15 protein-coding genes are annotated in these 20,995 nt (G+C 73.4%); 12 read left to right on the top strand and 3 right to left on the bottom strand.

The window, feature by feature from the left end:
* Window positions 1-3: 3 nt before the first annotated feature.
* The 10 genes from ACH4VO_RS23555 to ACH4VO_RS23510 all read left to right on the top strand — a co-directional run bounded on the left by ACH4VO_RS23555 (window position 4) and on the right by ACH4VO_RS23510 (window position 14,499).
* Window positions 4-372, top strand: a complete 369-nt coding sequence (locus ACH4VO_RS23555; RefSeq protein ID WP_360990258.1) for a hypothetical protein — start codon at window positions 4-6, stop codon at window positions 370-372.
* On the top strand, window positions 365-1,504 hold the full coding sequence (locus tag ACH4VO_RS23550) for a hypothetical protein (protein WP_360990260.1): 1,140 nt from the start codon (window positions 365-367) through the stop codon (window positions 1,502-1,504). Before ACH4VO_RS23555 ends, ACH4VO_RS23550 begins: the two co-directional genes overlap by 8 nt.
* Window positions 1,505-1,547: 43 nt before the next feature.
* Complete coding sequence (locus ACH4VO_RS23545) at window positions 1,548-2,078, top strand: phage baseplate assembly protein V (protein WP_360990262.1); 531 nt, start codon at window positions 1,548-1,550, stop codon at window positions 2,076-2,078.
* 52 nt (window positions 2,079-2,130) lie between these two features.
* Entirely contained in the window at window positions 2,131-2,475 is a 345-nt protein-coding gene (locus ACH4VO_RS23540) for a hypothetical protein (RefSeq protein ID WP_360990265.1), read from the top strand.
* Window positions 2,472-2,849: a GPW/gp25 family protein gene (locus ACH4VO_RS23535; RefSeq protein ID WP_360990268.1), complete on the top strand. Its 378-nt coding sequence runs from the start codon at window positions 2,472-2,474 to the stop codon at window positions 2,847-2,849. Before ACH4VO_RS23540 ends, ACH4VO_RS23535 begins: the two co-directional genes overlap by 4 nt.
* Window positions 2,846-6,013 carry a putative baseplate assembly protein gene (locus ACH4VO_RS23530; protein WP_360990271.1) on the top strand — a complete coding sequence of 1,056 codons (3,168 nt, stop codon included), beginning with the start codon at window positions 2,846-2,848 and terminating at the stop codon, window positions 6,011-6,013. Before ACH4VO_RS23535 ends, ACH4VO_RS23530 begins: the two co-directional genes overlap by 4 nt.
* A complete protein-coding gene (locus ACH4VO_RS23525) occupies window positions 6,010-9,780 on the top strand; it encodes a putative baseplate assembly protein (protein WP_360990274.1) in 3,771 nt (1,256 codons plus the stop codon). Before ACH4VO_RS23530 ends, ACH4VO_RS23525 begins: the two co-directional genes overlap by 4 nt.
* 22 nt (window positions 9,781-9,802) lie before the next feature.
* The gene (locus tag ACH4VO_RS23520; RefSeq protein ID WP_360990277.1) at window positions 9,803-11,968 is read left to right on the top strand and encodes a hypothetical protein; all 2,166 of its coding nucleotides are present in this window, start codon (window positions 9,803-9,805) and stop codon (window positions 11,966-11,968) included.
* Window positions 11,969-12,044: 76 nt separating this feature from the next.
* Entirely contained in the window at window positions 12,045-13,586 is a 1,542-nt protein-coding gene (locus tag ACH4VO_RS23515; RefSeq protein WP_360990280.1) for a DUF6519 domain-containing protein, read from the top strand.
* 28 nt (window positions 13,587-13,614) lie between these two features.
* The gene (locus ACH4VO_RS23510; RefSeq protein WP_360990283.1) at window positions 13,615-14,499 is read left to right on the top strand and encodes a peptidoglycan-binding protein; all 885 of its coding nucleotides are present in this window, start codon (window positions 13,615-13,617) and stop codon (window positions 14,497-14,499) included.
* Between the two features lie 156 nt (window positions 14,500-14,655).
* Here the strand turns inward: ACH4VO_RS23510 and ACH4VO_RS23505 are convergent, their stop codons facing one another.
* Window positions 14,656-15,237 carry a snapalysin family zinc-dependent metalloprotease gene (locus ACH4VO_RS23505; protein ID WP_360990285.1) on the bottom strand — a complete coding sequence of 194 codons (582 nt, stop codon included), beginning with the start codon at window positions 15,235-15,237 and terminating at the stop codon, window positions 14,656-14,658.
* Window positions 15,238-15,598: 361 nt separating this feature from the next.
* The gene (locus ACH4VO_RS23500) at window positions 15,599-18,010 is read right to left on the bottom strand and encodes a GTPase-associated protein 1-related protein (protein ID WP_360990288.1); all 2,412 of its coding nucleotides are present in this window, start codon (window positions 18,008-18,010) and stop codon (window positions 15,599-15,601) included.
* Window positions 18,011-18,448: 438 nt separating this feature from the next.
* On the opposite strand from ACH4VO_RS23500, the gene ACH4VO_RS23495 reads away from it, so the two are divergent.
* A complete protein-coding gene (locus tag ACH4VO_RS23495) occupies window positions 18,449-19,408 on the top strand; it encodes a chlorophyllase (protein ID WP_360990291.1) in 960 nt (319 codons plus the stop codon).
* A 236-nt stretch (window positions 19,409-19,644) separates the two neighbouring features.
* Here the strand turns inward: ACH4VO_RS23495 and ACH4VO_RS23490 are convergent, their stop codons facing one another.
* Window positions 19,645-20,118, bottom strand: a complete 474-nt coding sequence (locus ACH4VO_RS23490) for a MarR family transcriptional regulator (protein WP_360990294.1) — start codon at window positions 20,116-20,118, stop codon at window positions 19,645-19,647.
* A gap of 154 nt (window positions 20,119-20,272) precedes the next feature.
* Here ACH4VO_RS23490 and ACH4VO_RS23485 point away from each other — a divergent pair, with 154 nt between their 5' ends.
* Window positions 20,273-20,734 carry a MarR family transcriptional regulator gene (locus ACH4VO_RS23485; protein WP_360990297.1) on the top strand — a complete coding sequence of 154 codons (462 nt, stop codon included), beginning with the start codon at window positions 20,273-20,275 and terminating at the stop codon, window positions 20,732-20,734.
* The last annotated feature ends 261 nt before the right edge of the window (window positions 20,735-20,995 follow it).

Below are 20,995 nucleotides of genomic sequence, written 5' to 3'. Positions count from 1 at the left end.
GGCATGGCCGAGATCGAACCGTACGAGAACGCGCTGGACGCCGTACCGGGCGCCCACCCCTACCCCCGCTCAAGCCGCTACCACGACGTCGAGATCGGCGTGCACCGGATGCCGGACGGGACCGAGGTGCGGTATGCCAAACGCCGGTTGCTCCCGCCGCTGAGCGAGGCGGCGCAGGAGAGCACCCCGCACACCGTCAGCAGCGGCGACCGGCCGGACCTGCTCGCGCAGCGGTACATCGGCGACCCGGGGCAGTGGTGGCGGATCGCCGACGCCAACCCGGTGCTGGACCCGCACGAGCTGACCGAGGAGGCGGGCCGCATCCTGGCGATCCCGGGAGCCGACGGTCTTCAGGGGGCACGGTATGTCTGACCAGCCCGTGGGGAGGGGGCCCATCCACATCGCGCTGCGGACGGGGCCCCGGCTGACCCGGCCGGTACCGCCCGAGGTCACCGAGGCGCTGCTGTCCGTCCAGATCACCGCCACCGCGGGCGAACGCAGCGGGTTCCAGATGGCGTTCGACCTCACCAAGCACGGTGCGCTCTCCCGGAGGCTGCTGCCGGAGGGCTTCTTCGACCCGAAGACCAGGGTGATCCTGTCCGTGAGCGTGAAGGGCACGGCATGGGTGCTGCTCGACGGGCTGATCGTGCGCCAGGAGGTCGGCGCGAGCAACCAGCCGGGGCACTCCACCCTCACGGTGACGGGTGAGGACCTGACCCTCCTCATGGACCTGGAGGAGCGCACCGACCGGTACCCGAACCTGCGGCCGTCCGGACGCGTCGCCCGCATCCTCGCCAAGTACGCCGACTACGGCATCGAGGCCCGTGTGTTCCAGGAACAGATCGAGCAGCCGCCGCGCGAACAGTTAAGAGTCGACTACCAGTCGGGCACCGACCTGAGCTATGTGAACGACCTGGCCCGGGCCAACGGCTACACGTTCTACCTCGAACCCGGGCCCCGCCCCGGCCACTCCACCGCCGTCTGGGGCCCCGAGGCCCGCACCGGGCAGCGGCAGCACGCACTCAACGTCAACATGGACGTCAACTCGACCGTGGACCAGCTGACGTTCGCGTACGACGGGACGGCCAGGGAGGAACCGCAGGTCCGGGTGCAGGACCCCGCCACCCGGGACAGCCGGCTCCTGCCGCAGCCCGACATCGGGCCGCTGCGCCCCCCGCTCGGCCGCCGCGCCACCCCCGCCCTCAAGCGCCGCACGCTGTCCGGCACGGCGAAGAAGGAGTCGGCGCAGGCTCAGGCCGAGCTGCTGGCGCGGGCCGCGCTGTCCGCCGACGCCATCTCGGGGTCCGGGTCGCTGGACGTCAACCGGCACGGGTACATCCTGCGCCCGCGCGAGCTGGTCGGTGTCCGGGGCGCCGGGGTGACGTACGACGGCGACTACTTCGTCAAGTCCGTCACCCACACCCTCAGGCCCGGCTCGTACCAGCAGAACTTCACGCTCTCGCGTGAGGGCCTCATCGCCAGGAGCGGCACCGTACGACCGTGACGCCCGCGACAGCGGAAACGGAACAGGACCAGGAGAGCTACGCATGGCTGCAGGACCGAACAACCGGTTTCTCGGCAAGTTCCGGGGGCGGGTCGTGGGCAACGACGACCCGCTGCGGATCGGCCGGGTCACGGTCAAGGTGCCGGACGTCCTCGGCGACGAGACGTCCACCTGGGCCATGCCCTGCCTGCCGTTCACCGGACCGCAGTCGGGGCAGTACGCCGTCCCCGCCGAAGGGGCGGGCGTGTGGGTGGAGTTCGAGCAGGGGGACGTCAGCTTCCCCATCTGGACGGGCTGCTGGTACGGCGATTCCTCCGAGCTCCCGCCCGACGCCCTGACCGGGACGCCCGCGCACCGGAACGTGGTGATCCAGACCTCCGACCGGCACAAGCTCGTCATGGGCGACGTGCCGGACGGCGGGAACGGAATCCGTCTGCAGGCCGCGACCGGCGCCTACATCCAGGTCGACGAGAAGGGCGTGACGATCGCCGACGGCCAGGGTGCCTCGATCGTGCTGACCGGCGGCGAGGTCGACATCAACGACGGCCGGCTGATCGTGGCGAAGAAGCAGTGAGCAGGGCGGCAGTGCGGCAGCGCGGCAGTCGCAGACAACGGGGAGAAGAGACATGTCCACCAGTTCAGGGACCATCGTCAGCGCCGCAGCGGCCCTTCGCTGCCCCCACGGCGGCCGGGCCTCCGCCGCGAACGCGCACGCGGCCGTGCGCCTGGACGGGCTGCCCGTGCACACCGCCTCCGACGCCTTCGTGGTGACCGGGTGCCCGCACACCGTCGGGGGTGTGCCGCATCCGTGCACCACCGTCCGGTGGAGCCCGCTGCCGGGCGGCGGCGTGCGGGTCGACGGCGTATCCGTCCTGCTGGACACGAGTGCGGCGCAGTGCCTCGGCGCGGCGCTCGTGCCGCAGGGGCCGCCGGTCGTCGTAGCGGCACTCAGGGGGGTGACGTGCCGATGAGGACCGTACGCAGCGACCTCGCGTTCCCGTTCCGCAGCGACCGGCGCGGCAGGACGGCGCACGCCCGGTACGACGAACACGTGCGGGACCTGGTCGAGCAGGTGCTGTTCACCAGCCCCGGCGAACGGCTGATGCGCCCCGACTTCGGCTGCGGGCTGCTCGACCTGGTGTTCACGCCCAACAGCCCCGAGCTCGCCTCGGCCATGGAACTGTCCGTACAGGCCTCGCTGCAGCGATGGCTGGGCGAGCTGATCGATGTGGAATCCCTGGACGTGGTGAGCGAGGAGAACGTCGTCCGGGTGTACCTGCGTTACGTGGTGCGCTCCACCGGGAGCCGGCGCGACGAGGTCTTCGAAGGGAGCGGGTCCGCATGAACGGCACGGGCAGGGAGCTGGCCTGCCGGACGGACGGCAGGCGCGGCACGGTGCGCGCGGCACGGCTCCACGGCGTGGACGCGGTGGAGGCCGGCGACGACGGGCTGACGCTCACGGTGACGTTCCTCGGCAAGGCCCCGCACGGGCTGTGCCCGGAGAACGTCCGTATCGACGGCGGCCGCCGCGTCACGGGCATCGAGGCGGTCGAGGTGACCGTGGAGAGGGAGGAGGACCCGGAGCTCGACGACCGGCTGCTCGTGACCGTCGACCGGACCGGGGACACCTCGCGCTACCGGCTGTCGGTGGTGGAGACCGATGCGTACGGGCGGCCGGGCACGGTACCTTTCCCCGGCTTCGACCAGCGATATTTCCGGGCGGAGTTCGCGTTCCGGCCGGCCCGTCCCACGCCCTTCGACTGCGCGGACGACCCGGCGGCCGGCGACCCCGGCCCCGGCGCCGAGGCACCCGTCATCGACTACACGGCGCGCGACTACGACTCCGTACGCCGCCTCCTCCTCGACCGGCTCGCGCTGACCGCGCCCGACCGGGTCGAGCGCAACCCCGCCGACCTCGGCGTCACCCTCGTCGAGCTGCTGGCCCACACGGCCGACCGGATCAGCTACCACCAGGACGCGGTCGCGACGGAGGCGTACCTCGACACCGCCCGCAGGCGGGTGTCGGTGCGCCGGCACGTCCGGCTGATCGACTACCCGATGCACGACGGATGCAACGCCCGGGCCCTGGTCACCGTCGAGGTGACGAAGCGGCTGACGCTGCTCCCGGGGACGTTCCGCTTCGCCGCTGTCGACGTCCGCACGCCGGGGCTCCGCGACCGGCCCGAGACCGGTACGGTCCTCGAGGACGGTGAACTGGCGGCCCTCGCCGAGCGCGGCGCGGTAGAGGTCTTCGAGCCGGTGGTGGACACCGAACCGGCCGAGCTGCGCCCGGCGCACAACACCATCCGCTTCTGGACCTGGGGCGAGGAGTTGTGCGCCCTGCCGAAGGGCGCGGTGTCCGCGACGCTCCGGGACGCGTGGACCGACAAGAAGTGCACGGTGCGCTCGCTGGCCCTGGCCCCCGGCGATCTGCTGGTGTTCGAGGAAGTGCGCGGAGCCCGTTCGGGTACGCCCGGCGATGCCGACCCCGCGCACCGGCAGGCGGTACGGCTGACCTCGGTCACCCCGGGCGTGGACGAACTGGCCGGACAGCCGGTCCTGGAGGTCACCTGGGCCCGCCAGGACGCGCTCACCTTCCCCCTGTGCCTGTCGACGCACGGCGGGCCGGACTGCGCGCCGGTGGCGGATGTGAGCGTCGCCCGCGGCAACGTGGTCCTCGTCGATCACGGCCGTTCGCTGACGTTCGGTGGAGCCGCGCCGGAGACGGTGCTCGTGCCGCCGGAGCCCGCTGTGCCCGGCTCCTGCGAGCCCTCCGGCTCCGGCTGCGGGGACGCCGACCGGGGCAACGCGACCGCCCGGCTCCTGGCGGAACGACTGGAACAGACCCGGCGCGGACGGCTGCTCACCGCCGCACAGGTGCGGGAGCTGTCCGAGCGGGCCGGTGACGACCAGGTGACACGCGCCGGGATCGGCCTGGAGCTCGCCGGGCGCCGCCGCGAGAAGGTCGTACCGGGTACGGCGTACGAGCAGGCCGAAGCGCTGGCCACGCTCCTCGCGCAGGTGGTGTACCCCGGGATCAGGCCGAGGTTCCGCCCCGTACTCCAGCGCTCACCCGTGGTCCAGGCGGCGCCGTTCCCGCTGCCGGAGCACGTCTCGGCAGGGCAGGCCGACCGGCTGGCCGCCGTACCCGGGCGGGTCCGGGAGCGGCTGGTGGAGCTGTGGCGCAGCGCGCGTGACCGCGACGGGCTGACCGAGGCGGAGGTCGAGGAGCTCACCGTGCTCTTCGGGCTGCGGACGCTGGAACACCTGGAGCTGCACCTGCACCCCGTACGCGCGCTGCGTGAACTGCTGCACCGGGCGGACCGGCTGCTGGCACCGAAGCTGCGCAGGCTCCACGTGCTGACGGCCCGCGCCCGAGCGGGTGCGGTGCTCGACGCCGGCATCGCCTGGGAGATCGCGCGGACCTGGGGCCCCGGCCACGCGTCAGGGCTGCATCCGGACGAGCCGGTGCTCCGGGGCCCGGCCGCCGCCCTGGTCCAGGATCCGAGGGCCGCGCTGCCGCAGGTGACGGCCGTGGACGGCGACGAGGAGTGGACCGCACAGCGGGACCTGCTCGCGGCCGGCCACCGTGACCGGGCCTTCGTCGGGGAACTGGAGGACGACGGGCGGATCGCGCTGCGCTTCGGAGACGGGCGCCACGGCGCCCGGCCCCGGCCGGGAGCCCGGCTGGAGCTTCGCTACCGGCTCGGCGGCGGCACGGCCGGCAACGTGGGCGCGGAGGCCGTCAACCATCTGGTGCTGCACCGCCCCCTCGGGACAGAGGACGCCGGGGAGGCGCCGCCCGTCGCAGGGGTACGCAACCCGCTGCCGGCGGTCGGCGGCACCGCACCCGAACCGCTGGATCAAGTAAGGCAGTTGGCCCCGCTCGACCTGAAGCGCACCATCCAGCGGGCGGTCACCGCCGAGGACTACGCGGCACTGGCCTCCGTGCTGCCGGGCGTGCAGCGGGCGGCGGCGGAGATCCGCTGGACGGGCAGCGTGCAGGAAGCCCATGTCGCTGTCGACCCCCTGGGGGCCGGCGACCCGGCGCCCGAGCTGCTCGACTCGGTGGCGTACGCGCTGGAACGCTACCGGCGGATCGGACACGACCTGGTGGTCGGCCCCGCGAGTGACGTGCCCCTGGACATCGCCCTGTCGGTCTGCGCGTCCCCCGGACACCAGCACGGGCAGATCCTGGCCGAGCTGTACCGGCTGCTGGGCCGCGGGCGGCTTCACGACGGGCGGCTCGGCTTCTTCCACCCCGACGCCCTGGTGTTCGGCGCACCCGTGCGGCTCAGCCGGCTGGTGGCCGCCGCAGCCGGGGTGCGGGGCGTGGAGAGCGTCACGGTGACACGGCTGCGCCGGCTCTTCGGCGACGCCGGAGACGGCACGGCCCTGGAGACAGGCGTGCTGCGGCTCGGCGCGCTGGAGATCGCACGCTGCGACAACGACCCGGACCGCCCCGACAACGGGCGGCTGACCATCGAACTCGCCGGAGGTAACCGATGAGCGGCGCGGGCGGCTGCGGCTGCGGTGGACACGACGAACGCCGGGCCCCCGAGGCTCTGTACAACCCGCCCGGGCGAACCGCCCTCCACTACCGGGTCGGGGACCACGGATCGTTCCTGGCGGCCATGGTGGACCGGCTCGCCTCCCCGGCCTATCCGGCGCTACGGGGACTGACGGTCCGCACCCCGGACGATCCGGCGATCCAGCTGCTGGACTCCTGGGCCGTCGTCGGAGACCTGCTGACGTTCCACTCCGAGCGGATCATGGATGAGGCGTACCTCCGCACCGCGAACGAGTACCGCTCGCTGGCACTGCTCGGACGCCTGGTGGGACACCACCCGAGGCCGGGCATCGCCGCCGGCACACATCTCGCGTACACCCTGGACCGGGACCCGCGAGGCGTGGACGTGGAGGTGGTCGTTCCGCGTGGGGCGCGCAGCAACAGCGTTCCGCTCACCTCCGAGGAGGAGTCGCAGGTCTTCGAGACGGACGCCGACCTCGTCGCCCGCGCCTCGTGGAACGAACTCGCCGTACGCCGGCGCAGGCCCGCGTTGCTCACCGAGCAGGATCTGACCCGGCGCTCCGAGATCCAGGTGGCCGGCACCACGACCGGCCTGCACCCCGGGGACCGCCTGCTGTTCGTCCTCAAGGGCCAAGGCGGCGACGGCACTCCGGGTCAGCGGCTGCTCCGCACCGTGGTCCGGCTCCGTGTCGACCGGGAGGACGACGTGACGGGGATCGGGCTCCAGCAGTCCGCCCCGCCGTCACTGAGCGAGCTGGTGGCACTGCTCCGCGAGTGGATCACCGAGGACGAGCGGGCGGTCGAGGACGGCGAACCCACGCCCGACAACCCCAACCCCCGGCCGGTCAGCCGGTTCATCGCCGACTTCGACGCCCAGGTGCTCGCGCCTCTTCGGGCCGACCTGGACTCCGTCGCCTCGCCGGCCGCCCTCGCGGCCCGGTTGGCTGAGCCGCACGAGCGGCTGGCGGAGGCGCAGGCCGTCGCCCGCGGGCACGCCGATGTCGTCGCCTGGTTCGAGCAGTTGGAGGCGACGGTCGGCGCCGTGATCGCACAGGCGGCGGACCTGGAGCCCTCCCGGCCGGCGCCCGCTGTGCCGGGTGCCGCCGTGCCGGGTGCCGCCACGTCGGCGTCCGCGGCGCTGCGGGCGCTCGGAGCTCTGCTCCCCGCGCTGCGCGGCGAGGCCGTGCGCCCGTCCCGTGACCGGCCGGTGCCGGCGTACGCCGGTGCGCCACCGGGAGCCCCGGGCTCCGATCTGGGCGCGCGGCTGCTGGCGGCGCTCGACCCGCGGATCGCCGACGGGATGTACCCGGCGTGGCGGCGGGCGGCCCCCACCACGCCGTCGCTCCTGCACGAGGTGCAGGCGCTGCGCGTGACGGCCGCCCCGTTCGGGGCGACGGCCCCGCTGAGGCCGGTGCAGGACGAGCGGGGGCGGGTGATCAGGCAGGCGGACTGGCCGCTGACCGGCTCGGCCCTCACGACGATGCGGGTGGTGTTCGACACGGCGGGCAGGGTCCCGGTGCGTGCCGAGTTCCAGCACACCGAGACGGGGTCGTCCGTCCAGCACGCGGAGAACCTGCCGTCGGAGGCCACGTTCGCTCTCGGGCCCGGCCGGGTCGTGGTCATGACCCGGACCGCTCAGGACCACGATCCGAGCGGGGTGAACGGGCGTCCCGCCGACTCGCGGGAGCCGGGTGTGACCGCGCGGTTGCTCGACGGACTGCCCGCACGGACGCTGTTCGTGTCCCGGCCCGCGGACGACGGCCGTGTCCATGTCGCCGTGCACAACGGCGAGCCGGCGAGCTGGGACCTGGCGCCCGGCGACCACCGGCAGATCAGGTACGCGGGACACGAGCTGACCGTGCGCTACACGGTCGGCGGTGAACCCGCGAACGTGGTGATCGGCATCGCCACGGTGCCGGAACCCGCCGACCGGCGGGTGATCGCGCTGGACTCGGTGTACGACACGATCACGGTCGGCAGCTGGGTCGTGATCGAGCGCCCCCGCAAGGGATCCGCGGGGCCGGACGGCATTCCGGGCGATCCGGCCCTCGGACGCGTCACCACCAGGGTCACCTCCCTGCGCACCGTCGTGTACACCGACTTCGGCATCACCGGCCGCGGTACGGAGCTGACCCTGGCCGACCCCTGGCTCGACGAGCACGACGTACTGCTCTCCACCATCCGCGACGCCACCGTGCACGCGGGCGGGCAGGCGCTGCGGCTCGCCGACGAGCCGCTCGCCGAGGACGTCCACGGCAACGAACTGGAACTCGCCGAACTGTACGACGGGCTGCGCCCGGGACGGCGGCTGATCGTGTCCGGTGAGCGCACCGACGTACCGGCCGCCCCCGCCACCGAACTGGTGACCGTCGCCGGCGTCGAGCAGGTGATCGATCCGCTGCTGCCCGGCGACCACGTGCACACGAGGCTGACCCTGACGGCGGACCTGGTCCACCGCTACCGGCGCGCCACCGTACGCGTACGGGGCAACGTCGTGGCGGCCCGCCACGGTGAGAGCCGGGAGGAGGCGATCGGCAACGGGAACGCGGACCTCGCCCACCAGACGTTCGCGCTCTGGCAGGCGCCGCTGACCTGGCTGCCCGCCGACAACCCGCCGGGCGCGACCCCGGCCCTCGACGTGCGCGTCGACGGGCTGCTCTGGCACCGGGTGGACAGCCTCGCCGGACGCGGCCCGCGTGAGCGGGTCTACGTCTGCGGCTCCGCGGGCGGCCGGACGACGGTGACCTTCGGCGACGGGGTGCACGGCGCCCGGCTCCCCACCGGCCACGAGAACGTCCGGGCCCGCTACCGCTTCGGCACCGGCAGGGCCGCCAACGTCCGGGCCGACCGCGTCACCCAGGCGGTGACCCGCCCGCTGGGCGTCACCGGGGTCACCAATCCCCAGCCCGCGACGGGCGGCGCGGACGCGGACGGCCCCGGGCAGACCCGGTCCGCGATCCCGCTCGCCGTGTCCGCCCTCGACCGGCTGGTGTCGGTCGCGGACTACGAGGACTTCGCCCGCTCCCGGGCCGGGATCGGGCGGGCGGTGGCGCGCGAACTCTTCGACGGCAGGCGGCGGGTGCTGCACGTCACCGTGGCCGGGGTCCAGGACATCCCGATCGCCGAGGACTCCGACGTGATGGCCGCACTGCGCTCCTCGCTCGCCCGGTACGGCGACTCCCGGCTGCCCGTACGGGTGCAGGTACGCGAACTGCTGCTGCTCGTCCTCGCGGCGAAGGTGAAGGTGGCCGCCGACCACAGCTGGGGGATCGTCGAACCGAAGCTGCGCCAGGCCCTGCTGACCCGGTTCGGCAGCTCACGGCGCGAGCTGGGCAGCCCCGCACATCTGTCGGACGTGCTGGCGACGGCCCACTCCGTGCCCGGTGTCGACCATGTGGACGTGGACGTCTTCGGCGGAGTGCCGGCCTCCCTCGCTCCCGAGGGTCTGCCCGCCCTCGCGGACACGCTCACCGAACCGCGGACCACGGTCCCGGCACGGCTCGCCACATACGACGAGGACGTGCACCGGGTGACCGCGCCGGAGGGCGAGACGCTCACCTCGGTGGCCGCCCGGTACGGGATCGCACTCGCCGGACTACTGCGCCTCAACCCGGACATCACCGACACCCGGCGGCTGGAGAAGGGCCGCGCCGTGTGCGTCTTCCGTGGTATCCGGCCCGCACAGCTCGCCCTGTTGTCACCGGACGTCCCCGACACGCTGCATCTCACGGAGGTCACCGCATGAACACCCAGGAAGGGAGCGTCGCATGAGCAGGGAACCGGACGGGCTCGTGGAGCTGCTCCCGCAGTGGCACCGGCTGCGGGACGCGGAGGGCGGGGAGCTGCTGCGCGCACTGCTCGCGGTGATCGCCGAGCAGGTCGACCGGGTGCGGGACGGCGTCGACCAGAGCTACGAGGACCTCTTCATGGAGACGGCCGCCCCCTGGGCGCTGCCGTATCTCGGCGACCTGGTGGGCTACCGCCCACTCCCGGGGTACGAGCGGGTACGCACGGCCGGACTCGGTGGCACGGACGGCGGGAGAGCCCGGTCCCGGCTGGCCGAGGCGCTCGCCCCGCGCCGCGACGTCGCGGCCACGGTCGCCAACCGCCGCCGCAAGGGCACGCTCGCCCTGCTGGAGGAGCTGGCCCAGGAGGTCGCCGGATGGCCGGCCAGAGCCGTGGAGTTCTCCCGGCTGCTCTCCCACCAGCAGCCGGTCAGGCTGTACGGGACCGGGGCGGCCACCGGCGACGTACGCAGACTGGAGCGCGGCAGGCTGGCCGACGTACGCGACGGTGCGCGACTCGACCTGGCGGGCGGGCCGTTCGACGCGCTGGCCCGGTCCGTCGACGTGCGCAGGGCCGCCTCGCCGCGGCGGCAGGGCGGTCATTCACCCGCGGGGGTGGGGCTGTTCGTGTGGCGGCTGAAGCCCTACCGGGTGAGCCGGGCGCCGGCGTACTGCGTCGACCGCGCCCGCAACCTGTACACGTTCTCGATCCTGGGCAACGACACCGCGCTGGTGACCCGCCCGGTGCCGGAACCCTCCGCCACACACCTCGCGACCGTCGACCACGTGCCCGCATCCCTCAGCAGACGGCAGCTCGCGGACCGGCTCGCCGACCACTACGGTCCCGGCAAGAGTTTCACGGTCTGGCGTGACGGACAGGACGAGCCGGTGCCGATGTCGGACATCGTGGTGGCCGACCTGACCGGCTGGCGCTACCGTCCCAGGCTCGGCCAGGTGGCCGTCGACCCGGTGCTGGGCCGGATCGCCTTCGGGTCCCGCGGCGCACCCCGGCAAGGAGTCTGGGTCACCTACCACTACGCCTTCGGCGACGACACCGGCGGCGGCGAGTACCCGCGCGAGCGCGTCACCTCGCCCGCCGCCCGCGTGTACCGGGTCGGGCCCCGCCAGGCCCACCGGCGGATCATGGACGCCTACGCGCAGTGGCGTACCGACCGGGCGTCAGGGCACTGCGGTGCCGAGGGCGTCATCGAGATCACGCACAGCGGCGCCTACCAGGAGCAGCTCGACTTCGACCTCGGCCGCGGCGACCGGCTGGAACTGCGGGCGGCCGAGGGCTGCCGCCCGGTGATCCGGCTGCTCGACTGGTACAGCAACCGCCCCGACGCGCTCAACATCCGGGCGCGGGAGGATCCTCAGGGCACGGGCGACGCTCCCCGGATCGTCCTGGACGGACTGCTGGTCACCGGACGCGGGCTCCACGTCAGTGGCCCCGTCGGCGCGGTCGTGCTGCGGCACTGCACGCTGGTGCCCGGCTGGTCGCTGGAGACCGACTGCGAGCCGCACTCACCCGAGGAACCGAGCCTGGTCCTGGACCGGACCTCCGCCTGCGTGTCCATCGACCGCAGCATCCTCGGCACCATCGAGGTGATCGGCGAGGAGGTGAGCACCGACCCGCTGCCGATCCACATCCGCGACAGCATCCTGGACGCCACCGGCCACGGCCTTCCGGCGCTCTCCGCCCCGGACTGCCGACACGCGCACGCCGTGCTGCACGCGCACCGCACCACCGTCATCGGTGAGGTCCACACCCACGCGGTGCGGATCGCCGAGAACAGCGTCTTCACCGGGCAGGTGCGGGTCGCCCGGCGCGGCATCGGCTGCCTGCGGTACTCCTACGTACCGCCCGGTTCCCGTACCCCGCGCCGCCACCGCTGCCAGCCGGACCTCGCCGGTGCCGGCCTGGCCGGGCAGGTGCGCCCGCTGCTGAGCAGCGAGCGGTACGGCACACCCGCGTACGGGCGGCTCGCCGACGGCGGACCGTGGCAGATCCGGCGGGGCGCCGACGACGGCTCCGAGATGGGGGCCTTCCACCAGCTGTACGAACCGCAGCGTGAGGACAGTCTCCGGGCCCGGCTCGCCGAGTACACCCCGGCCGGTACGGACGCCGGGATCTTCCGCGTGACCTGACCTGACCTGCGCCGCCGCCCAGAACCGCCCGCCCCGCTCTCTTCCTGCTACGTACCTCCGAGGGGGACCCCTTCCCATGCACGCAGACCTCTCCCGCGACACCTTCCGGCCCGACCGGCACTACGCGGCGGTCCTCGCCCAGCAGGGCCGGGTCCAGCTGGACGCCGACGCCAACGAACAGGCCGCGATCCAGCTGCACCGGGCCCGGACCACCACCGCCGACCTCGTCGGGCAGCACGGCGGCCCGCGTGGCGCGGCCGGATTCGAGGTGGGGTTCCTGGGCGGCGGCCGGGAGCTCGACGACCTCTCACTCGGCGGCGGCCGCTACTACGTCGACGGGATCCTGCTGGACGCGACCCGCCCGGAACCCGGTGTACCGGCAGGGGAGGAGGCGGCCGCCGGCGGAGAGACCCCGGCGACCTGGACGTACTGGGATCAGCCGGACGGCCACCGGGACCCGGAGCGCCCCGGCGACCGGCTACCCACCCAGTTCCCGTATCTCGCCTGCCTCAAGGTGTGGGAGCGCTCGGTGACCGCGGCGGAGGACCCGCTGCTGCGCGAGGTGGCGCTCGGGGCGGCCATGCCCGACACGGCGGCCCGGATCAAGACCGTCTGGCAGGTGCTGCCGCTGCCCGGTGCGGAGCTGGAGCTGGCGGACGGGGCGACGACGGACCAGGTCCGCGAGGCGTTCGCGCGATGGGCGGCGGCTCAGGCGCCGACGGCGCGGATGGCGGCACGCAGTGAGCGGCCCGAGCACGCGGACGACCCCTGCCTGGTGGAGCCGGACGCCCGCTACCGAGGCCCGGAGAACCAGCTGTACCGCGTGGAGATCCACCAGGGCGGCCCGGCGAAGGACGCCACCTTCAAATGGTCGAGGGAGAACGGGTCCGTGACACTGCCGGTCGACGAACTCGATGGAACCTGGGTGGAGTTGGCCTCGCTCGGCAACGACGACAAGCTCGGTCTGAACGTCGGCGACCAGGTGGAGTTCGTGGACACCGGCTCCGTCAGCCGGGGCGAACCGCTGCCGCTGCTGCGGGTCGAGGAGATCGACCTGCCGGGACGGCGGGTACGGCTCTCGGACGAGCCGCACCCGTCGGTCGGGCGGCGCCCCGAACTCCATCCGTTCCTGCGGCGCTGGGACCAGCGGTCCGGCTCCCGGCACGGGGGTGGCCCGCGCGGCACCAAGCAGTCCGCGGCGGAGCTGCGGGGCGGGGCGGTCCGGATCGAGGAGGGCTGCTGGCTGTCGCTGGAGGACGGTGTACTCGTGTACTTCGAGCCGGGCGGGACCTACCGGTCCGGCGACTTCTGGACCCTTGCGGCCCGGACCGTGACGGGCGGCGTCGAGTGGCCCACGGACGCGGCCCGCCGCCCGCTGCTGCGGTCCCCCGAAGGCATCCGGGTGCACTACGCACCACTGGCCTGGGTGCTGGGGGAGGGATCGGTCGCGGACCTGCGCATGACGTTCGCGCCGCTGGCCGCTGTCGTCCCCGCGGCGAGCGAGCGGGAACTGGCCGCGGAGGCGGAGGCCGAAGCGGAAGCCGAGGCCAGGGAGAACACCCCCGCCCGCCCGGACGGACCGACGCCGGAGCGGGACGCGGGACAACCCGAGAACTGACGTATCACCTGGGTAAAGGAGCACCACGATGGCAACGCCCCTGTCCACCGCCAGACTTCTCAAGGCCCTTCGGGACGAGGGTCTGCAGATCGTCGAGCACCGGAGCTGGCGCACCCACAACCGCAACCACAAGGGCCCATGGGGGCCCGTGCACGGGGTGATGATCCATCACACCGTGACCTCCGGCACGCAGAGTTCCGTGGACCTCTGCTACGACGGCCACGCGAGTCTGCCGGGGCCGCTGTGCCACGGAGTGATCGCCAAGGACGGCACGGTCCACCTGGTCGGTCACGGCCGTGCCAATCACGCCGGCCTCGGCGACGGCGACGTCCTGCGCGCGGTGATCAACGAGACGGCCCTGCCCGCCGACAACGAGGCCGACACCGACGGCAACCGCTCCTTCTACGGCTTCGAGTGCGTCAACCTCGGCAACGGCAAGGACCCGTGGCCGGCCGCCCAACTGGAGGCCGTCGAGAAGGCGGCTGCCGCGATCTGCCGGGCCCATGGCTGGAACCAGCGTTCGGTGATCGGTCACAAGGAGTGGCAGCCGGGGAAGATAGACCCGCGCGGTTTCACGATGGACTCGATGCGCGGCAGGGTCAGGACGCGCCTCGCCGGCCCACCCGACGGCCCGGCGAAGCCGCCCGCCCCCAAGCCTCCGGCGGCGTACGAGCCGTTCCCCGGAGCCGCGTTCTTCCGGGCCGGCCGGCGCAGCGCCGTCATCACGGCGATGGGGAAGAGGCTGGTGGCCGAGGGGTGCGGAAAGTACGAGGTCGGCCCGGGCCCGGACTGGTCCGAGGCGGACCGCGCCTCCTACGCCGCGTGGCAGCGCAAGCTGGGCTACTCGGGAAGCGGCGCGGACGGCATCCCGGGCAAGGCCAGCTGGGACAGACTCAAGGTGCCGAACGTCTGAGCCCGTCGGGGCTGCCCGATACCGATGCCGACGACCGGCCGGCCCTCTCCTCACCGGGAGCCGCGGCGCCAGGCCGCTACCGCCACCACGACGTGCGCGCGGTGCCCGACCGCAGGGTGTGGGTCGGGCACCGCGCGTGGGGGTGGTCCCTGTCGGCTAAGGCGCGTCCACCAGAGTGCGGCCGTCGGCAGGAGCGAGCGAGGTGAGGCCGTTGGCGTAGGCGGTCTCGACGCGGGCTCGTTCCGTCGCGTTCGGAACCGCGTTCCTGCAACTGGTGCCCGCGCTCGACCCTGACATCAGCTGGGAGCACGGGCCGGGCTTGGTGTCGGGCAGGCCCAGGCTGTGCCCGATCTCGTGGGCGGCGATGCGGGTCTTGTCATAGCCCTGGGACACCGCCTCACTGCCCAGTTCGACTCGCACCTGGCCGCCCGGGCGCACCGGGCCGAGTGTCGCCTGCGGCCATCCGCTGGTGGCGACGATCTGGATCTCGGCCCGGGTGCCGGGTGCGGCTTCCACCAGCCTGACGTTTCCCACGTTCTGGTTCCACGAGGCGACTCCGGCGGTGATCGCCGCTTCCCAGCCGCCTGCCCGGCTGTCGTCGTAGCGGAGTGTCACCACCGCTGCCGCGGCCTCCGCCGCGGCCGGTTGCGGTGCGGGTGCGGCGTGCGTTGCTGTTGCTGCGGCCAGGGTGAGCGTGGCGGCGGTACAGGCTGCCTTCAGCCATAAGGAGTGCGGCATTGCTGTCCCTTCACTCGTGGGGGACTCGGCTCCGCTCGGAACCGAGAGCGGGGAGAGGGACTGCATCAGCGAAGTGGCAGGTCGCAGCTTCTCCCGGGGCCTCAGAACTATGCCCACCAGTCCCTGCTTTGCATGCCCCTGTCATTGAAATGGGCTGGAAGAGATGCCTCTCGCCGTTGTCCGCCGTCGGACGGGTGCGTCGCATCGCGGAGGAGCGTCCGCGTCCGCATACGGGGATGTAGGGGGACGTTCCGACAATGCGGCGAGGTGCCGTGGCTGTCGTCGGGCGCCCGCCGGGAATCGCGGGACAGCACTTGGCTGTTCCGGAATCAGGCGGGTTCGGACAGCTGCTTTCCCGCCGTCACCCCCGGCGCATCCGCCCCACGACGCGCTTGCCGAGCCGCCCGATCGAGCGGGACGGGCGGTTCCAGGTGCGGAAGGCGTCGAGGGTGCGGCTGCTTCCCCCGCGTTCGACGGCTCGCTCCACCGCTGTGACGCCCTCGGGGGACAGGGCGCGCACCGCGGGGCGCAGGACCTCGTCGAGCAGGGCGGTGCGGGTTTTCGTCCAGGCGTCACCCGCGTGCGGATGGGCGGTCCATACGGTGAAGCAGTCCGCCACGTACGCGGGTTCGTCCCGCAACCGGGCCAGGGTCACGTCGCGGTGGGCCTCCCGGCCGTAGCCCGCGATCAGGTCCATGTCGTCGCTGTGCACGAACGCGTACAGCTCCGCCTCGGGGCGGTCGGGGGCGAGCAGCCGCCGGGCCAGGGCGCCGTAGGCGTGCTCAAGGACCACGGGCTCGACCGGTTCGGCGAGGGTGCGCAGCGACCGGGCGCGTTCCGTCCAGCCGGGTTCCGCCGTACCGGAGCGCATATCGCGGGCGAAGTCCAGCAGCAGCAGGGAGGCGCGGTCCCGGGCGCCCATCTCCTGCGGGAAGCCGCGCAGCAGGTCGTGGGCGAGTTCCGGGGCGTCCTCGTCGTCGAAGGGGGCGCCGAGCGCGGCGTCCACCAGGCGCGCCCACGTGCCGGCCGTCCGATGGGCGTCGGACGTGGTCTCGCCCAGCAGCGAGCGGGCCTCGCCCGCCGTGGGGGTGTCCTCGCCCCACACCAGGCCCACCGCCGTGCGCAGCACCAGCGGCTCGGCGAACGGGGACATGCCCGCCGCCCGCAGTATCGTGTGCAGGACCGTCACCCGGCCCGTCCCGCGCGCCTTGGCACCGGGCGCCTCGGCGCACATCCGCAGATGCGGCAGTGCCTGCGTCCCGGTGAACGGCAGGGCGACCTGGAGAAGCAGCCGCTCCGTCCCTACCGGGTCGTCCGGAGCGAGCCGGTCCAGCTCGCCGAGCAACGCCGTACGCACGTCGAACTGTTCGTCCAGCAGGTCGAGCAGCGTGCGGCACCCGCCGGCCTCCGGGGCGTCGAGCAGGGCGCGGGCCAGCCGGTGGACGACGCCGGGGAGCAGCTTCTCGCAGTCCATACCGAGCAGCCGCACGATCCGCAGCAACTGCACCGTCCGCGCCACGCCCCGGGTTACTCCGGTGGCGAGTTCGGCCAGTATCTCGCCCCCGAGCTCATCGACCAGCGCGGCCACCGCCTGCTCCCCGGCGTCCTCGGCGAAGGCCGACCGAGCGGGCGGTTCGAGGGACGCGTCGCCGCCCCGTACCGCTTCCGTGACCAGCAACGCGGCCAGCGGCGCGGTGACGGCGGCGGGGCTGCGGCCGTCCAGTGCGGTGAGCAGCCGCAGTGCGGCGGCGCATTCGGCGGCCGTGCGGTCGTCGGCGGGCGCGGTCAGCGCGTCGGTCAGCTGCCGGGTCCGTTTCTCGTCCAGCGCGTACGGCCGCTCGGCGGCCCAGTCGGCGGCGGCGGCGCGCTCGGCCGAACCGAGCGGAATGCCCGCACCCAGGGCCGTCACGGCCAGCGGACCGGCGGCGAAGGGCTCGCCCGGCAGCTCCGCGGCCTCTCGGAAGAGCTCCGGGGCCCGGCTGCGCCAGATCCGGGCGGCGGTGCCTGCCCAGGCGTCCCGCACCGCCGCGGGCCGCGGGCCGGTCGTGGTGTGCACCCGGAAGCGGGGGTCGCGCACGTCGGGAGCGTCCTCGGGAAGGACCCCGACGGCCTGGTGCGAGGTGCGCCCGGGCTGCCGGGTGTACGTGGTGAAGGTCAGCCGCTCCGCGTGCTCCCGTGGCAGGACGGCGGTGGCGAGGGCGATCCACCGGGCCACGTCCGCGCTCTGCCGCTCCACGAGAACGACCTGCGGTGCTGACGGGTCCTCACTGACCCGTCGCAGATCGCCGAGGACGGCGGCGAGCCAGGGGCCGCGGGACACCGCGAAGTCACCGAGACCTTCGCGGGAGAGCCCCCGGGAGGGGCCGCTCGACAGAGCCATCGAGGTCAACGGGTCGGCCGGTGTACGGTCCGGCGCGGCGGAGAGCCATCCGGCGGCGCCCCACGCGGCGACCGGGAGCACCCGGCCGGGCAGGGGCGTACCTGCCGGGAGGTGCACGGCGTGGGCGTGGAACCCGCCCCCGCCCACGGCCACCGTACGACTGAGCAGATGGCTGCCGTCCGAGAGTGAGGTGAAGCCGAACGCGACCGGCAGCGCCCGGAGTTCGGCGTCGGTGAGTCGTCCGGGAGTGCCTGCGGGAGCCTCGTAGGCGAGGAGCGGGGCGGCCTCCGCGCGTGTCGGCCCGGGTATCGCGGGGTCGACGGCGGTGAACCGGCCCCCTGGCTCCCCGTCCCCGGCCGTGACGGAGATGTAGTGCAACTGCGGGAGGCTCATGCGTCGGCCCTCATCGTCCCTGCCACGTCCGGTCCCCATGACACGCACCGGCTTGCCGCTCGCCGCACTGTCGGGCGGCGGGGACCGGTGGAGCGACGACCCCGGCGGGGAGCTTTCCGCAGTCGTGCGGGCGACGTTATCAAGGCCTGACGCCCCGTTGGGCCGCATGCGGCCCGAAGCCGGGCTGCGGATCGCGCACGGAGGGCGGCAGGCCGGCCGCTCCGCCGCCACCTGTCGGGTGCCCGGCCCTCGGGGAGTGGACGGACCGCCCGGCGCCACCCTGCCCGCCCGGTTCCGTTGACAAAGCGGAGCGCTGCTCCGTAAGCTAAATGGAACAATGTTCCGATTTCAGTCTGGCTGAAGGGGACGCTTCCGACCTCACACCCGCCGCCGGCCGGACCTGCCCGGCGGCGGGTTGTTTCGAAGGGAAAGCGCATCATGACCGCATCGACCCGCACGGCCGGCATCGCCGGGCCGCCCACCCCGGTCCTCTCGGTCAGCCCCGTGGTGCTGCCGGTCCCGGGCCGGCCCGTGGATCTGGAGATACGGGTCTCCGCGCCCGTGGCCGGCAGCGGCCTTCCGGTCGTCCTCCTCTCGCACGGCCAGGGCCACTCGAACCACCTCTCCTCACTGAACGGGTACGCCCCCCTCGCCGGCTTCTGGGCGGCGCACGGCTTCGTCGTCATCCAGCCCACCCATCTGAGCTCCGCGACCCTGAGCCTGGACCCCGGTACTCCCGGGGCGCCGCTGTTCTGGCGCTCGCGAGTCGAGGACATGCGGCACATCCTCGACCGGCTCGACGTGATCGAGGCCGCCGTCCCGCAGCTCGCCGGCCGCCTGGACCCCGACAAGGTCGCCGTGGCCGGGCACTCCATGGGCGGACACACCGCGAGCCTGCTGCTGGGCGCCCGGGTCACCGACCCGCACGACGGCACGGACGCGGACACGGCCGATCCCCGCATCAAGGCGGGCGTCCTGCTCGCCGCGCCCGGCCGGGGCGGCGGGGCCCTCAGCGCGTCCGCGGCCGCCGGCCTTCCCTTCCTCCGGACCATGGACTTCTCCCGGATGGCGACGCCCGCGCTCGTGGTTGCCGGGGACAAGGACGACTCGGCCCACCTGACGGTCAACGGCTGGGAGTGGCACACCGATCCGTACGTCCTCTCCCCGGGGCGTAAATCCCTGCTCACCCTGTTCGGCGCGGAGCACGGGCTCGGCGGAGTGGCCGGGTACGACGTCGCGGAGACCACGGACGAGAGCCCGGCGCGGGTGGCAGCCGTCCAGCAACTCACCTGGGCCTACCTGCGTACCGAGCTCCACCCCGGAGACCCCGCCTGGCGGTCCGCGTGCGACGCGCTGACGGCCGGCCCCGACCCGTTCGGACGCGTGGAGTCCAAGTGACCCGAGGGGACGGGCGCCCTCCGCCGCCGTGACGGACCGTCCGGCCAGGTCCTGACGTCACCCCGAGGGGGACAGGGAAAGGCCCTGTCTGTGAACGTACTTCGGGAAGCCGTGGCGGCGCACAGGGCTACGCCAGGCCGCGGTCGGCGGCGCACGGCCGAGGTGACGGGTACAGGAGCGGCACGGGAACTCCGGTCCCGGGCACGGGAAGCGGCCCGGGCCGGGGAGGAAGGGAGTCAGCCGACGGGGGAGTGCAGTCCCCGGGAGAGTGACGTCAGCGCGCCCAGGGCCGCACCGAGGGCGTCGAGCTCCCCGTCGGTGAGGGTCTGGAGCGCGCGCGCCATGTGGGTCTCCTTCAACTGCCGCGCCTCGGCGAGCCGCCGGCGGGCGGTGGGCGTCGGATGCAGGTGCGCGACGCGCTTGTCGGCTACGTCCTGCCTGCGCTCCAGCAGCCCCGGTTCGGTGAGCTGGGAGACGAGCGCGCTGACGTTGTTCGGCTTCATCAGCAGGGCTTCGGCCGCTTCGCGGACGGTGATCCCCTCCCGCTCCTCGACCAGGAAGAGCAGCGCGAGCTGGCCGTCCGGAAGCCGGGGATGCGGGAACTCGTGGCCGACGTGCCGCTCGAGACCCCGGTGCAGCGCGGGCAGGGCCGCCACGAGCGCGGAGGCTACGTGGTCGACGGTCTGCTGCGGCGCACGGGGGTCGGGCATGTCCGCAGCATAAGTACGTGGCGTATACCTATGTCAACATAGCTAAATACGCTGTGCGTCCTGCGCGTGGGCCGTGATGGAATGTCTGCGGTGGAGGGCCCGGACGTACGGCTGAGAGCCCGGACGCACGGCGAAGGCGGTCGAGAGAAGGACCATGCACAAGCGCGACAAGCCCACGCACCTGATCGAGTTCGAGACCATGGTGCTCGGCCGGCACCTCCAGCCGAGCGCACCCCGCTCCAGGCGGGGCGGCGGACTGGACCGCAGCGCGTACACCCTGCTCAGCCGCATCCGTATGCAGGGCCCGATGTCCATCGGGCAGCTCAGCGACGCGTTCGGCCTGGACGCCTCCACCCTCAACCGGCAGACGGCCGCCATGCTGCGGGCCGGACTCGTGGAGCGCATCCCCGATCCGGACGGTGGCATCGCCCGCAAGTTCCGGATCACCGACGAGGGGCAGCGCGGTCTCGACGCGGAGCGCGCCGAGAACATCCGGGGTCTGGAACGGGTCATGGAGGAGTGGGCTCCGGAGGAGGTCGCCGACTTCGCCGGCTACCTCAAGCGCCTCAACATCGACATCGAGAACCTCGACGGCCGCCCCTGGCCCCGCCCCTGACCCGTACGGGCACGCGTTCGGCCGGCATGGATACCGCCCGGTCCGGTACGGCGCACGGGAAGGGGCTTCCCGCTCCCACGGTGTGAAGCACACTCCCACGGTGTGAAGCACAACTGCGGCGGCGCTTAAGAAATCCTCGATGGACCTCGGGCCCGGGGTGCGGCACATTTCTCTGTGACGGCAGAGGGCGGCGGCACGCGGAGCGGACGCACGCGTCCCGGCCTGTCCCGTCAGCCGTAACCCCCGTATACCCCGGGCCGC

The organism is Streptomyces sp. NPDC020780, from assembly GCF_044334475.1.
Lineage (GTDB): Bacteria > Actinomycetota > Actinomycetes > Streptomycetales > Streptomycetaceae > Streptomyces.
The sequence above is the reverse complement of the archived record's forward strand: the minus strand, read 5'-3'. Positions and strand labels throughout refer to the sequence as shown.

Excerpts from the sequence above, each read along its gene's own strand:
- ACH4VO_RS23505 (WP_360990285.1), bottom strand. The coding sequence starts at position 15,237 with ATGCCGCACTCCTTATGGCTGAAGGCAGCCTGTACCGCCGCCACGCTC.
- ACH4VO_RS23485 (WP_360990297.1), top strand. The coding sequence starts at position 20,273 with ATGCACAAGCGCGACAAGCCCACGCACCTGATCGAGTTCGAGACCATG.
- ACH4VO_RS23545 (WP_360990262.1), top strand. The coding sequence starts at position 1,548 with ATGGCTGCAGGACCGAACAACCGGTTTCTCGGCAAGTTCCGGGGGCGG.
- ACH4VO_RS23540 (WP_360990265.1), top strand. The coding sequence starts at position 2,131 with ATGTCCACCAGTTCAGGGACCATCGTCAGCGCCGCAGCGGCCCTTCGC.
- ACH4VO_RS23515 (WP_360990280.1), top strand. The coding sequence starts at position 12,045 with ATGCACGCAGACCTCTCCCGCGACACCTTCCGGCCCGACCGGCACTAC.
- ACH4VO_RS23500 (WP_360990288.1), bottom strand. The coding sequence starts at position 18,010 with ATGAGCCTCCCGCAGTTGCACTACATCTCCGTCACGGCCGGGGACGGG.
- ACH4VO_RS23490 (WP_360990294.1), bottom strand. The coding sequence starts at position 20,118 with ATGCCCGACCCCCGTGCGCCGCAGCAGACCGTCGACCACGTAGCCTCC.
- ACH4VO_RS23525 (WP_360990274.1), top strand. The coding sequence starts at position 6,010 with ATGAGCGGCGCGGGCGGCTGCGGCTGCGGTGGACACGACGAACGCCGG.
- ACH4VO_RS23520 (WP_360990277.1), top strand. The coding sequence starts at position 9,803 with ATGAGCAGGGAACCGGACGGGCTCGTGGAGCTGCTCCCGCAGTGGCAC.
- ACH4VO_RS23535 (WP_360990268.1), top strand. The coding sequence starts at position 2,472 with ATGAGGACCGTACGCAGCGACCTCGCGTTCCCGTTCCGCAGCGACCGG.
- ACH4VO_RS23510 (WP_360990283.1), top strand. The coding sequence starts at position 13,615 with ATGGCAACGCCCCTGTCCACCGCCAGACTTCTCAAGGCCCTTCGGGAC.
- ACH4VO_RS23530 (WP_360990271.1), top strand. The coding sequence starts at position 2,846 with ATGAACGGCACGGGCAGGGAGCTGGCCTGCCGGACGGACGGCAGGCGC.
- ACH4VO_RS23495 (WP_360990291.1), top strand. The coding sequence starts at position 18,449 with ATGACCGCATCGACCCGCACGGCCGGCATCGCCGGGCCGCCCACCCCG.
- ACH4VO_RS23555 (WP_360990258.1), top strand. The coding sequence starts at position 4 with ATGGCCGAGATCGAACCGTACGAGAACGCGCTGGACGCCGTACCGGGC.
- ACH4VO_RS23550 (WP_360990260.1), top strand. The coding sequence starts at position 365 with ATGTCTGACCAGCCCGTGGGGAGGGGGCCCATCCACATCGCGCTGCGG.